Origin of the sequence: Bartonella mastomydis (genome assembly GCF_900185775.1) — a bacterium.
Lineage (GTDB): Bacteria > Pseudomonadota > Alphaproteobacteria > Rhizobiales > Rhizobiaceae > Bartonella > Bartonella elizabethae.
In genome coordinates, this window is the sequence record NZ_LT883138.1 from 814,018 (window position 1) to 828,545 (window position 14,528).

Annotated in this window: 7 protein-coding genes and 1 pseudogene; 3 read left to right on the forward strand and 5 right to left on the reverse strand. The window is 36.1% G+C overall.

Translation table 11 applies throughout. From position 1 onward, the window contains the following. Positions 1-9 precede the first annotated feature (9 nt). Entirely contained in the window at positions 10-1,323 is a 1,314-nt protein-coding gene (glyA, locus tag FJG96_RS06825) for a serine hydroxymethyltransferase (RefSeq protein WP_139413310.1), read from the reverse strand. A 338-nt stretch (positions 1,324-1,661) separates the two neighbouring features. Between glyA and argC the strand changes: the two genes are divergently transcribed. Further along, a complete protein-coding gene (argC, locus tag FJG96_RS06830) occupies positions 1,662-2,594 on the forward strand; it encodes an N-acetyl-gamma-glutamyl-phosphate reductase (RefSeq protein WP_139413311.1) in 933 nt (310 codons plus the stop codon). A gap of 21 nt (positions 2,595-2,615) precedes the next feature. On the opposite strand, the gene FJG96_RS06835 is transcribed toward argC, so the two are convergent. From FJG96_RS06835 to hfq, 4 genes are all read right to left on the reverse strand, one after another. Further along, complete coding sequence (locus FJG96_RS06835) at positions 2,616-3,692, reverse strand: COX15/CtaA family protein (RefSeq protein WP_246046910.1); 1,077 nt, start codon at positions 3,690-3,692, stop codon at positions 2,616-2,618. A 144-nt stretch (positions 3,693-3,836) separates the two neighbouring features. Beyond that, on the reverse strand, positions 3,837-5,660 hold the full coding sequence (locus tag FJG96_RS06840; RefSeq protein WP_180338249.1) for a hypothetical protein: 1,824 nt from the start codon (positions 5,658-5,660) through the stop codon (positions 3,837-3,839). Positions 5,661-5,804: 144 nt separating this feature from the next. Beyond that, positions 5,805-7,148 carry a GTPase HflX gene (gene hflX, locus FJG96_RS06845; protein ID WP_139413313.1) on the reverse strand — a complete coding sequence of 448 codons (1,344 nt, stop codon included), beginning with the start codon at positions 7,146-7,148 and terminating at the stop codon, positions 5,805-5,807. A 54-nt stretch (positions 7,149-7,202) separates the two neighbouring features. Beyond that, a complete protein-coding gene (gene hfq / locus FJG96_RS06850; protein ID WP_005773461.1) occupies positions 7,203-7,442 on the reverse strand; it encodes an RNA chaperone Hfq in 240 nt (79 codons plus the stop codon). A 671-nt stretch (positions 7,443-8,113) separates the two neighbouring features. Between hfq and FJG96_RS06855 the strand changes: the two genes are divergently transcribed. Both FJG96_RS06855 and FJG96_RS09220 read left to right on the forward strand, forming a co-directional pair. After that, on the forward strand, positions 8,114-12,673 hold the full coding sequence (locus FJG96_RS06855) for a rhoptry family protein (RefSeq protein WP_139413314.1): 4,560 nt from the start codon (positions 8,114-8,116) through the stop codon (positions 12,671-12,673). 1,032 nt (positions 12,674-13,705) lie between these two features. Then, positions 13,706-14,524 (forward strand): annotated as a pseudogene (locus tag FJG96_RS09220) (malic enzyme-like NAD(P)-binding protein); the annotation flags it as partial. Between the last annotated feature and the right edge of the window lie 4 nt (positions 14,525-14,528).

Below are 14,528 nucleotides of genomic sequence, written 5' to 3' on the forward strand. Positions count from 1 at the left end.
TTTTTATCCTTACCGCATGCTAAGGTAAGAATAAAGAGGAAATTGATTCGTTATATCTTCCACCTTTTTCTTAACAGCCATTTCAACGGCATGATTATCTTCATCACTTTTTGCATTTCGAAGGCCATCAAGGACTTCTGAAATCAGATGACCAACTTGTGTAAACTCTTTTTCTAAAAAACCACGGGTTGTGGCAGCAGGTGATCCCAAACGAATTCCCGATGTTATAGATGGTGTTTCAGGGTCAAAAGGAACGCCATTTTTATTGCAGGTCATATGAGCGCGTCCCAAAGCCAATTCAGCACGTTTTCCTGTTAGATTTTTCGAACGTAAATCAACCAACAATAAATGATTGTCTGTACCGCCAGAAACGATATTAAAACCATTATTCTGTAATGTTTTTGCTAAAGTTTTCGCATTAGCAACAACATTGGCACTGTAGCTCTTGAAAGAAGGGTGCAAAGCCTCCTTAAATGCAATAGCCTTTGCTGCAATCACATGCATTAAAGGCCCCCCTTGAAGACCAGGGAAAATAGCAGAATTAATTTTTCTGGATAAAGCCTCATCATTTGTCAATATCAAACCACCCCGAGGACCTCGAAGTGATTTATGTGTTGTTGTCGTTACAATATGCGCATGGGGAACAGGGGAAGGATGCACACCACCAGCAACAAGACCAGCAATATGGGACATATCAACAAGGAGATGAGCACCGATCTCATCTGCAATTTCACGGAATCGTTCCCAATCCCAGAATCGAGGATAAGATGACCCGCCAGCTATAATAAGTTTTGGCTTACGTTCTTTTGCAAGCCGCTCAACCTCATCCATATCAATAATCTGATCTTCCAGACGCACACCATAGGAAACAACATCAAACCATTTTCCTGACATATTGACAGATGAACCATGCGTAAGATGACCACCAGCATTTAAATCCAATCCCATAAATGTGTCACCAGGCTGGAGTAGCGCCAGAAAGACAGCTTGATTCATTTGGCTACCAGAATTGGGTTGTACATTGGCAAAAGCAGCACCAAAAAGCTGTTTTGCTCTTTCAATAGCTAAATCCTCAACAACATCGACAAATTGACACCCGCCATAGTAACGCTTTCTTGGATAACCTTCTGCATATTTATTGGTTAGAACAGACCCCTGTGCTTCAAGAACTGCTCTTGAAACAATATTCTCTGAGGCAATCAGCTCAATTTCATGTTGTTGCCGCTCAAATTCCCCTCTAATGGCATTAAAAATTGCACCATCAACTGTCTGTAAATTATCATTAAAAAAGCGCTTTTGTGCGTCATTTTCTTGCTGAGTCATAAAACACATTCCTAACATTAAAAAATAAAGTCACTAAACGATAACACAGCAAACCACGCAAACCAAACATTTTAAACCACTTACACTCAAAAATACTGATACAAATATCTATCTTATTCCTCGCGTAGAAACAGTAAAAAACTTCGCTCATAAGAAGAGTAAAAAATGAAGTTAAGTTTTTTCTTTTACGCCCTTATTGATAGCTTTTATAAAAAATATCTATAACCTAAAGAAATTCAATAAGTTAATGATTATGATTTAAGTTGGTAATGATTTAAAATAAATTATAATGAGAAAAGCTGGATATCGTAGGGAAATTAATACAAGGCAAGTTAAGAATGGTAACCAAAGTTTTTATTGATGGTGAACACGGCACAACTGGGCTACAAATACAAAAGCGTTTAGAGAAACGTACAGATTTAAAACTGCTCTCTCTTGCTCATAAGGATCGCCATAATGTTCATCTGCGACAAGACTATCTTACTCAAACGGATATTGCCATTTTATGTCTTCCAGATGATGCAGCACGTAAAACTGTTCATTGGCTAAAAAAAAATAAAAACATTAGGGTTATTGATAGCTCAACAGCTCACCGTGTTGCGCCAAACTGGGTCTACGGTTTTCCTGAAATGACAGAAGGTCAAAGAAAACGCATTCAAGCAGCCCATTACGTCTCTAATCCTGGATGTTATCCCACAGGGGCCATTAGCTTGATTCGCCCCCTTCGCGAAGCAGGATTGTTAGACGCCGATTATCCCATCTCGATTCATGCAATCTCCGGCTATACCGGTGGTGGAAAACAACTGATTGCACAAATGGAAAATCAATCTCAACACAATATTCAGGAAAATTATTTTATCTATGGACTCAATCTTGAACACAAACATGTGCCAGAAATTAAACTCCATGGACAAATTAATCAAACGCCGCTTTTTATGCCTAGTGTTGGTCGTTTTCCTCAAGGAATGATTGTGAATCTTCCACTACACCGCCATTTATTCACAAAATCAGCAAACTGTTCTGATCTGCGTGAAATTCTTGCAAACCATTACGATGGACAAAACATCATTTCAGTGGCATCACAAGATGAAACGGCTTCTCTTCAAAGACTGAATCCAGAATGTTTTGCTCATAAAGATGGTATGAAACTGTTCGTTTTTGGAAATGATCGCGAAGGAATTTTTAATCTCTGTGCCCTCTTCGATAACTTAGGAAAAGGCGCATCAGCTGCTGCTATCCAAAACCTCGATTTAATGCTCTCAAGCAATTAAACGCCACCTAGACACCAACGTTCATTCAGCAACGCGATATGCCCCTTTTGTTGCTCGCCAGTGTGCAACCGCAAAACATAACACGGCTAATGCCATACTTTGATGAATGAGCCCTAAACTTATCGGAACCTCATGTAACAGTGTCAAAATACCTAAAAATGCTTGGATAATGATCATAACGCAGATAAGAAATGCTCGACGAGAGTGCGTTGAATGCGGAACATTTTTTTGCACATAGAAAGCATGAAGAGCCGAGACAATAAATAAAAAATAAGCAAAAAACCGATGAATAAATTGAACCGTCAAGGGATTTTCGAATAAATTAAGCCAAACAGGACGATGCTGCAACAATCCATCAGGAATAATCTGACCATCCATAAGGGGCCATGTATTATAGACTTTTCCAGCGTGAAGCCCTGCAACCAAAGCGCCCAAATAAATCTCTATCAAGACGAAAATAACGAGCCAAGCCGCAAAATATTGCACCTTTTGATTGGTTGGTTTTTCTGAATATTCTGCAAGTCCGCGAGATAAATAAGTAACAAAAATAATAACCAAACATGCCGTTATAAGATGAAAAGCCAAACGATATTGGCTCACACTTGTTAGATTACTTTGCCCAATCCCTGAAGCGACCATCCACCAACCAATAAAGCCTTGAAAAGCGATAAGGATCGGCACAACAATAAGCGGAAGTAAAATATTTTTTTCAATACGTTTCGTCGCCCAAAACCAAATTATCCCTAATAAAGCGACAAGGCCAACAAGACGCCCGAGAATACGGTGCGCCCATTCCCACCAAAAAATGACCTTAAAAGAACTTAAAGTCATATCAGGATTAAGCAACTTATACTGCGCTATTTGTTGATACTTTAAAAATTCCTCTTGCCATTGATCCACACCGATCGGTGGAATAATACCATGAATTGGCTTCCATTCCGTTATTGATAATCCTGATCCCGTCAAACGGGTTGCGCCCCCTACCAAAACAATTGCTAAGCAAAGCAATAAAATAGAGTAAAGCCACACCTGAATTTGCTTTCGATTTCTCTTTTGCACAGGTGTTAAAAAGTTATTGTTTAATCTTTTTATTGCCATCTCTGATTGCCCCACGCTTCTCTCCAACTACAATGCATTTTAAATTTAAACACAAAATCTTCGCATGCTAGTATGTACTATAACTTTAGCAAAAAACAAGCGTACCACTATAACATGCGATACATATTTCTTTTTTTACGAAATTCATAATGCAACAACACGATACACAGTCTTTGGAAAGTGACTAACCATCCGTACCATCCAATTCTGTTCATTAAGAGCAGTATTACAAATATAATAGTCCGTTAGCTCTGCAAATTGCTCAAACCCATATTTAGGTTCGCTTGCCATCTCTAAAATGATAAAATCATACTCTTTTTTAAATTCTTGTAATATATGAGAAATGTTATCTGAAAAATCTTGTGCAGAAACAGCGCTTGTTAAGCCCTGAGGGAGAATATCAACCCCCGTATCATAATCACGGTAAATAACGTCATGTAACTGAGCATTACCCGTTAAAATATCACTCAATCCCCGATGTGGTCCAATGACTTTCTCGATTTGTTGACCAGAGATATCAACCAACAAAATTGTTTTGTGCTCTTTTGTAAGATGAAGTGAAAGTTTTGCCGCTGTCCTTGCAGCTTCTTGTCCAATGATTGCAATAACCGTTGAAGCACGCCATTTTAAAACATCAGATAATCCCTCTATCGTAATAAAAGCTTCAAGATTTTTTATTTCTTGAGAAACTAAAATACTCTCATTCTTCTTAAGAGCTTTTTCTTTTGATCTCAAATCCTCTTCTGAGAGTTGATCTTTTTTGCTTCTAAAGTATAGAGAAAATAACATTATTCCAAACAAAAGGGTAAGGAAGCTCGCCAATGCACTCACAAGAACATTTTTTCCATAAAGAGCCATAAAAGAAATTGGCGCTAACTTTGTTGGTGTAACCACGTGGATCTTCATATTTTTCAAGAGAAGAGAATCATCACTCAATCCCTGTGAACCCATAACTTTTTTGCTCCCTTGAGCAGACTTACTCATCGCTTTATTTTGTGCATCGATCTCTGCTTTTATTTTATTTTCAAACACATTAAAGATTTGATTTAAAGATTGTGATTGATCTTTTACAAAAAAGCTCATCTTTTTTTTGAGCTGTTTTTCCAATTCCGTTGCAATAACTTCATCTGAATGAACTTGGTCAGCGATCTGTGAAATTTTATTTTTTAATTGATAAGAAACCGCCTCTAATTCCGCAGTCATGGCCTTAATTTGAGGATGTGTCCATCCCAATTGCACAGCCATATGTGCTCTTTGTGCTTCCAAGAGATCACGTTTAGATTCCAGAGATACAATTGCTGAATTGCCTGCAATAAGTGATAAAGACAGTAAAGACTGCCCCTTTTCACGCATCATGTTAATTGTTGAATTCAAACTTGTTAAATGAATACGCTTTAAAGTTGCTTGCGTTAATTGCGTCGAAAGATCATGAAGCTCTGTTTGTTTTACACCATGCTGAATAAAAGAATCAACAGAGGCACGAAATCCTTGCATGATATTAACGATTGCAGCATTATCGTATTGTTTGTCTTTTAATTTCTCATTTAACAAAGATTGTTTTTGTTTTATGATTGCTTGTGAAAATGCAGAAAACCAAGTTTCCACACCCTGTTGCGCTGCTTCAAGTGTTTCAGCGTGAAAAGTAAGATTGATAAGATCACCATGACGCGATAAACGAATATTTTCTCGTTTTTGTTTCTTATAAGAAGCACTTAAAGAAGAAGACGAATCATCTAAAAATATGGGCTGTGAAAACAAAAAGGCGATAATATTATCTTGTTTTTCAATTGTGAGTGGCTTTCCTACAGAATCAGATATTGAAAAGGTTAAAGTTGCTTGGTAACCACGAGGTTGAATAAAATAATACAACCAAATCAAAGAGATACACATCATTTGTAACAGCAAAACAATCAAAATGTTTCGCCATATTGTGCGTACAAACAGTCTTTTATTGCATTTAAGACTCATCTTTATTTTAACCAGCAAAATACTTCTTCATATTGTTTTATTAAGAGAAAGTAGTAACTATCCTCTTAACTTGCTGTCATATTATTTTGAGATAAGAAAAACATAAAATTTTGAGCAAAAAAGTTCAACAATAGTTTAAAAAACTTAATTCATATTTTTTTTGATATTTTCTAGTTGTTTTTTTGCTTCAGAAGTAAGAACGGCTCTAATGGTAACAGAGCCATCATCATGCCCTTCCTGCTTTATTTCTGCAGAGTTTTCATAAAACCAATCAATAAGTGACATTTCATGAGGTTTTAAAAGATATTCAATGCTTTGCACCTCTCCAAAAATTCGCTTTTCAATAGTTCTTAATAATTGATCAAGTCCATCCCCTTTAAGGGCTGATACCATGAGAGCAGGATTTAATCGTGTTTTTGCACTCGTTTGTAAAACATTCAAAGCTTGCTCATCTAATATATCAATCTTATTCCAAACTTCTATGATATGCTCTGTATCATTAATATCGATATCAAGACTTGAAAGCACTTCTAAGACATCTTGGGCATGGACACGGTGATCAAGGTCTGACATATCTCTTACATGCAGAATGAGATCCGCTTCAACCACTTCTTCAAGGGTTGCTCTAAAAGCTGCAATCAAATTTGTTGGCAAGTTAGAGATAAAACCTACAGTATCAGACAAAAGAATCGTTTTTCCATGGGGAAGAACAACTTTGCGCAAAGTCGGATCAAGCGTTGCAAATAACATATTCTTTGCTAAAACGTCAGCACCGCTTAAACGGTTAAAAAGAGTTGATTTTCCTGTGTTTGTGTATCCAACCAAAGCAACAACAGGATAGGATGTTTTTTTTCTTTTTGCTCTATGAAGTGTACGTGTTTTAATAACCGTTTCCAATTCGTGGCGAATACGAATGATTTTTTCTTGTAAAAGACGCCTGTCTGCTTCAATTTGCGTTTCACCAGGTCCACCTAGGAACCCACGCCCCCCCCGTTGCCGTTCCAAGTGCGTCCAACTCCGCACAAGCCGCCCTTTTTGATAGGACAAATGCGCCAATTCTACTTGCAAAACCCCTTCTTTTGTTCGTGCACGATCACCAAAAATTTCAAGAATCAAAGCTGTTCTATCAATAACTTTACAATTCCATAATTTTTCTAAATTACGCTGCTGTACTGGTGTTAAAAAGTGATCTATAATCGCAAGCTCGATAGAATATTCATCGATATAATCGGCGAGCACATCTGCTTTACCTTTTCCAAAGAGAGTCGCAGGGCGAGGTGTTGTAATATTAATTGTTTCATAATGAACAACTTCTAACCTTATAGCACGCGCTAACCCCAATGCCTCCTGAACGCGAGAAGATACAGAACACTCTCTCAAAGAATTTTCAGTTCTATTCTCCTGAAAAATCGGTATCAAAACAAGTGCGCGCACTTGTTTTATAATTTGCGAAAATACCCCTCCTAATCTCTCATTTTCATTTATCATAGCAATCTAAGTACTTTAAAAATGGGATAAGAGGTTTATCTTAAAATGATATGTTTACTCAGGACTTTCTCCTTCAAACATCTGTACAGGCTGTCCGGGCATAATTGTAGAAATAGCATGCTTATAAACCAATTGCGCGTGTCCATCTCGGCGCAAAAGGACACAAAAATTATCAAATGAAGTTACAATACCCGTGAGTTTAACGCCATTAACAAGAAAAATGGTAAGGGAAATTTTTTGCTTACGCACCGTATTTAAAAACACATCTTGCAGGTGTTGTGATCGCTCTGCCATTATTCTTACACCTTCATCTCGATTGCATAAAATATTCGTGCATGCATATCGACTGAAAAATATTCAATTGTCAACGTAGAAGCTTCAAATTTTAGCAACAAACAACTGAAATATTAGAAAAAACTGCTCTTTAAAGCAATAATAAAGTACAACTTATGAAAATCTATCATTAAATTTAAAATTTTTTTCGCATTTACTTTTTTATGGACTTACAGTTAAGAAACAAATTTTTATACATCCTAATCTATTACAGACGATGTACGAGATAATGAATCCTCTTCCTTTAGAATCAATAAAAGTAAAGGGACCACAACATTTATTATCGAGCATTGAAACTCAAGAATGCATTCGCACTGCACTATTTTTTCAACATTAATATATAACTGCCATTAAATTGTCTTTATCTCAAAGAAAATAGGTTAATAAAGTTTTTTATAAACACAAGTTGTAAACAGTATTTTTGTTTTTTTGAGAATTAAATAATAAATTGTTTTTATTACATTTTATAACCTTCTTAAGCAGAGTATAAGATACCGCGTTAACTTTATTTTGATAAGTTTTTAAATTTTTTTCCTCGGCATATTCCTTTCTAAATAATTAACAGCTACTATGCGGAAATTATGTGGAAGAGGATGTATCCCTTTTTCCGTCTGTAAGAGTACGAGGCGAGTATGGCACGCAGAACCAAATTGCAAACATTTGAAGTTGAAGTTGAAGAAGCCCTCACAAAAGCGATGAACTTTGATTTCGATGACACAGCATTTGAAACAATATCATCCAATAATTCTGAAAATATTGTTAATGTTGATGATTTGATTCAAAAAATTGCAATGGCAGAAGAAGAGTTTTTTGCTGAAAATGGTCCTTCAACTTTTGTCTCTAATATTCATGATGATGCTGTTATTGACAAATCCGTTGTTGGGCAGCTTTTTGCTCCAAAGCCTTCACCTGATATTTCAGGAGGAACGGTTCACAATACACTATTGTCAACGAAACTTCTTCCTGCAAATGATGATATAACAAGCCCTGTAAATTTTGGACACTTAAGGCAACGTTCTTCCTCTCGAATCTATTGGTATACAACAGCGCTTAGTGCCTTATGGGCAACTGGGGGAGCTTTTATTGCCCATAAGCTCGCCCCTGCTGGTCTAAGCTCCTTGTCTAATATCAGTACTTTTGTGACATCCCCAACAGGACTCGCTGTAGCGGCCGGAACAGCAATTCCTATCCTTATATCTTGGGGTGTTGCTCAATTAACAAAACGTTCGAACGAATTGCATAATATTGCTCTTCTTATGACAAATGCTGCACAACGCCTTAGTGAGCCACAACAATTATCTGAAAAACAAGCTATTGCTATAGGGCAAACCATTCGTGAAGAAGTCGCAGCAATGAATGAAGGTATTGAACGTACCCTCGGACGTGCTGTTGAACTTGAAGCAATCATACAAGGTGAAGTTCACAACCTAGAACAAGCCTATGCTGAAAACGAATCACGCATTCATACACTCATCAAAGAATTGAGTAATGAACGCATAGCCATTTTGAATCACGCCGATCGTGTACAATCAACGATTAAAGGAACCCAAGAACAACTGAGCGATGAATTTGGCTTGGTTACCTCTAAAATTGTCACCAATGTTGAAAAGCTTGCACAAACTCTTTCTCAAACTTTACAAAAGCAAGGTGAAGACCTTGTTGAAAAACTTTCCTATGCCGGTGATGGTGTAACAAATCAGCTTGTTGAAAAATTTAACGAAACAACAACACAAATTCAGCAGAAAAACACAGAATTTTTCGATGAATTAGGAAAAAACTTTGATGGTTTTGCAAAACGATTTGATCATAATGAAAAACAAATAGAAAAAACCTTCAATGAAACAGCAGCAAAAGCAGAAGTGCATGCGGCTAAAATTGCAACACATATACAAGCAGTCACAGATCAAACTTTGCACGTTGTCGATGAAAAGTTTAAAGCCTTAGATAAAGCTCTTCTTGATCGCAATAATCAATCTCTCCAGAATTTTGATGAGAAGATCTTAAAGCTTGACGACCAAGCACATAAACTCTCTTCTAAATTTGATAACGTAACCTCACAAGCCATTGGAGCCTTTGAACAACGTTTAGCAACTGTTGATCTCTCTCTTAAAGAACACAGTAACTCCATTATCGATTCCTTTATAGAACGCAGTCAAGCTTTAGAGGATAATGCTGAAAAACTTGGGAACTTCTTGGAAGCTCATGTCTTGAAAATAAATGAAAACCTCCAAGAAAAAACAGCAGACATTACCCATGCATTTACAAATGGACGTGAAGCTATTCTGTCTGCAATTGATAAAAGTAAAGAAAATTTGAGAGAAGAAATTCAACATGTCGACAATGCCATTGTTGATATTATACAAGAACGTTCACAAGATTTTAAATTGCAGCTTTCTGATCAACGAGCTCTCATGGCGGACATGCTTGATAACGAGAAGAATAAAATCACTGATGCATTAAGAAATCAGATTGATATCTTGGTCCAAAATACTTCTCATATTGAAAAAGTTTTAACTGATAATGCTCAAGGCGTTGATAAACAAGCTGAAAATCATATTGCAAACATCATTCAATGCACTGATAAACTACAAGAAGTCATTGTACAAAGCTGCAATACAGCGCAAGATGCTTTAGAAGCACAAGCGCGAAATATTGACATCCGCGCTGATGCTCTGCGTGACTCTTTAGCAATTAATAGCTTTTCTCTCAATGAAGTTCTTGCTGATCAAGCACGTACACTCGAGCAACGCATGGAAACAATCCATAACCTTATCGCAAAAAGTGATATACGTGTCGATGTTGCATTAAAACAACAAATAGATTTAGTTGAGAGTGCAATCGCCGCCAATAATAAAAACATTACTGAAACGGTTCAAGATCATATCAAAAACCTTGAGAGCCACGCTGAAATTTTAAAGAATACTCTCTCTCAATCGAGTGGTGTTTTCTTTGAAACCCTTGAAACACGCATGGAATCATTTGATACAAATTTAGAAGATCGTGCACACCAAATTTTTGAACGGACAACAACGCTAGAGGAAACATTATCTGAAAAATTTAGCCAAGTCTGTGAAGCTATTGATATGCAAACATCTGTTATTGAGGAACGTTCTGACACGTTAAAAACGTCTCTCATGCTGAGTAATGAGCAAAGTCAGATAATTCAACAAGCGCTGGAAAACAGTGTTGGTAATCTGCGTGTTAGCTTAGAGGATTCTGTTAATACAGTCACAGATAATCTGCATAATAACATTATAAAAGCTTCTGATATTCTTTCTTCTACAGGTGAAAAAATTCTCTCATCTGTTACGAATGTTACCGCACAAGCTGAAAGTATTCTTTCAGAGTCAGGCAATCGCATTGTATCAAACGTTAAAAAAACAGTTTATGATACCAGTGAAAAAGTTCTATCCGTTTTGTCTGAACAAACAGCGCATACTGTCGAAGCTTTCGCAACAGCCAGTCATAATGCACAAGCATTATTGAATGAAACAATTCACACATCAACAACAGCAATAGAGCAAGTTCTTAACGAACGTTGTGATGTTCTTCATCACTCTATACAAAATCTTAAAAATAATTTAGGCCATCAGCTCTCTGATGTAACAAGCCGTCTGGAAGATGCGAAGAATCAGACAGCAACACAAATTTCAGAACATGTTGGAAAAATAACAGAGCTAACAAATCACTTAAATCAAGCAGCACAAAGTACAACAGAATCAATTGATTCTTTAACACAGCATATCGGTGAACAACTCTCTCTCTCCACACAAGATGCTGAACAAAGAATTTATGCACATAATGAATCTTTAGTGAATAGCTTAAACAAAGCGAACTCTGAAACACTTCAAACAGTAACGGCTATGAAGGAAGAGCTTGTTGATAATGTCTCATCCATCTTACAGCAGTTGAATCAATCAATTTACAACTTCCACGAAAATAGTAATGTTTTATTATCAGCTGTTCAAAATATTGATGGTCAGCTTAATGAAACGACGAACAATTTCTTCCGCAATACAAACCAAGTAGCGGAGCGTTTATCAGCCTCAAATCAAGCACTTAATAATAATGTTGAAATTCTACAAGGACTGTCAAACAACACCTTTGAACAAATTAATCATATAACGAGCAGTTTTGGTGAACATGCAAAAACACTTTCCCAAACTATTCACGTTCTTGAACAGTCAGAAAATTCATTGAGTTCAACGCTTGAAGAAAAACATAATACGCTTTCTGCATTAAGCGATGCTCTTGTCTCCAAGTCTCATGAAATTAATCAAATGATTGAGCATTATGAAAAAATCTTCAACTTAGCCCTTGAACGCTCTGATAAGAATGCGCGTAACGCCACAGATTCATTTCAACAATCCCTCAATAAGCTTATTAGTGAAGCATCAACGCGTTTTTCAGGAGCAGCAGAAGATATACGCCGCTCCGCGGATGAAGTTCGTTTAGAGCTTTCAAAGATTAATAATGATATTCATGAAAATGCTAAAAAGCTTCCTGAAAAAACAAAAGAAACAACACAAACAATTCGTACAGCTTTGAATGAGCAAATTACAGCATTAAAAGATCTTGTCAGTGTTATACAACATGATCAAAAGGGTGCAAAAGAACAGTTAATATCGGCATTTCCTACATCTTCAATACTTAATAAGAGAAGTGAAAATTCCCCTGAATCCATTAAAAAGATCATTCCCCCTAAGCCTGTTTTGCAACAAGACCAAAGCAAAAAAAGACCAAATAAATGGGTATCAAACCTCTTAGAAAGAGCTTCACGTGAAGAAACATTTTATGATGAAACCCCAAATGATGCTGTTTTAACATCTGTGCAAACAAAACCACGTCCTGCAAACAGTTCTCTTAACGCGTTAGCATCAGGTATTGTGCAAGCGATTAATCACAATGCCATTGTTGAGCTATGGGATCATTATCAACGTGGACAAAAAAATATCGTAACAGAACGCCTTTATACCTTGAATGGAAAAACAATATTTGAAATGATTAAGAAAAAATATATGAGCGATTCTGAGTTTAAACGTTCAGTGAATCAATATGTTGCGGATTTCGAAAAGCTCTTACGTGATATATCGCGCAGTTCTGGTTCTTCCAACTCAGTTCGCAAATACCTGATATCAGATACAGGGAAAGTTTATACCATGCTTGCTCATGCAAGTGGACGAATCCAATAGACAATAAGAAAAGTGGAGGAAATGTTTTTCCACTTTTCTTTTTCTAAATATCTTAATTGCTCATCATAAAGTGCTTTGCGATCAACTGGAGCTTTTACTTCAAAGGCTGATAATTGGCATACATTTCTCTTTGAGAACCTAAGCGATAACCCTAAAGAAAGCATAACAACTCATCAAATAGCCTAACATTTTAAAAACGATCAAGCATATTTTCTACTTCCTTATCCTCCCCTTAATCATTTCATTTTTTATAAGCACAAAACCAATAATATTATTTTATTTTCTAACTCTCAAAATTTTTCATTCTTTTTATTAAAACAGCTCATTTGAAATATATAAGTAAATATTTTTTATTATATAGACGAATTTAAAATGGATGAATCTTAGTGTATTCAAATTTCCCATTTAACATACGAATATTTCATTCTAAATTATAAAGTAACGCGTTAGACGGAATATATGAATTCGTGTATAAAATGCACAATGATAACTTTTTCAGTGACATCTTCGTTTATTAAAACACATGGCTACCAGTATATAAAAAATACAGCTCTAAACGATTAACAATTTAAATGCTCCCATCTTCTTATAACGAGCTGAATAAACAGTTTATAACGTTCAAATTTCTGTTTTAAAATTTCCTCTACTTCCGTATAAAACTTTAAATAAAATATATATTTATAAAAATCGGATGAAATAAACAGTAAACTCTCTTATGTTATTTCCTTATTTTGTAAGAATTGTAAAAACAATAATGGCTTTATAATGTAATCATTATTAAATATTTTACTTGTTTGTAGACTAATCAATTTTTACACGTTTTTATTAAGGAAAGAAAACCAAACGTGCTACATTCAATGAAATTATTCATGGGCACAAATAAAAGGAACATCAAACTGGTTTCACGATCCAAAAAAATTTGCTCATGCTCATGCATTTTGATATTCAGAGAAATGAGGATCTATTAGTGGACAAAACCTTATCGTAGATGAAACACTTATATAAACACACACTAACTTGGATATCATGAATATGTCTAAAGAACGAAAGAGTAATTTCAGTTCACCAATAGCTGAACTTGACAGTGCTGCACTTTTTTATCACGAACACCCCAAACCTGGAAAATTGGAAATACAAGCAACAAAACCTCTTGATAATCAACGTGATTTAGCTCTTGCTTATTCCCCAGGCGTTGCCGCACCATGTCTTGCAATTCATGAAGATCCCAATCTTGCTGCTCAATATACGTCTCGTTCTAATTTAGTCGCTGTTATATCAAATGGAACGGCTGTTCTTGGTTTAGGAAACATTGGCCCCCTCGCTTCAAAGCCAGTTATGGAAGGCAAAGCTGTTTTATTCAAAAAATTTGCCAATATTGATGTTTTTGATATTGAAATTGATGCATCCGATATAGAACAAATGATACAAACAGTAGCGACCTTAGAACCTACATTTGGTGGTATTAATCTTGAAGATATTAAGGCTCCTGAATGTTTTGAAATCGAAGAAAAGCTGCGCGCTAAGATGAATATTCCAGTTTTTCATGATGATCAACATGGAACGGCCATTATTGTTTCTGCGGCTGTATTAAATGCTTTAAATCTTTCAGGAAAAAAAATTGAAAATGCAAAAATAGTTACTTCAGGTGCCGGTGCTGCCGCCCTCGCTTGTCTTAATCTTTTGGTCCGTCTTGGAGCAAAAGTTGAAAATATTTGGCTTAGTGATTTAGAGGGCGTTGTTTATGAAGGTCGCCAAACCCTTATGGATCGTTGGAAAGTCAATTACGCACAAAAAACTGACGCACGAACTTTATCTGATATTATTGATGATGCAGATATTTTTCTAGGTCTATCGG

What these genes read in the sequence shown, in the direction of transcription:
- glyA (WP_139413310.1), bottom strand. Translation starts at nt 1,323, where the DNA reads ATGACTCAGCAAGAAAATGACGCACAAAAGCGCTTTTTTAATGATAAT.
- argC (WP_139413311.1), top strand. Translation starts at nt 1,662, where the DNA reads ATGGTAACCAAAGTTTTTATTGATGGTGAACACGGCACAACTGGGCTA.
- FJG96_RS06835 (WP_246046910.1), bottom strand. Translation starts at nt 3,692, where the DNA reads ATGGCAATAAAAAGATTAAACAATAACTTTTTAACACCTGTGCAAAAG.
- FJG96_RS06840 (WP_180338249.1), bottom strand. Translation starts at nt 5,660, where the DNA reads ATGAGTCTTAAATGCAATAAAAGACTGTTTGTACGCACAATATGGCGA.
- hflX (WP_139413313.1), bottom strand. Translation starts at nt 7,148, where the DNA reads ATGATAAATGAAAATGAGAGATTAGGAGGGGTATTTTCGCAAATTATA.
- hfq (WP_005773461.1), bottom strand. Translation starts at nt 7,442, where the DNA reads ATGGCAGAGCGATCACAACACCTGCAAGATGTGTTTTTAAATACGGTG.
- FJG96_RS06855 (WP_139413314.1), top strand. Translation starts at nt 8,114, where the DNA reads ATGGCACGCAGAACCAAATTGCAAACATTTGAAGTTGAAGTTGAAGAA.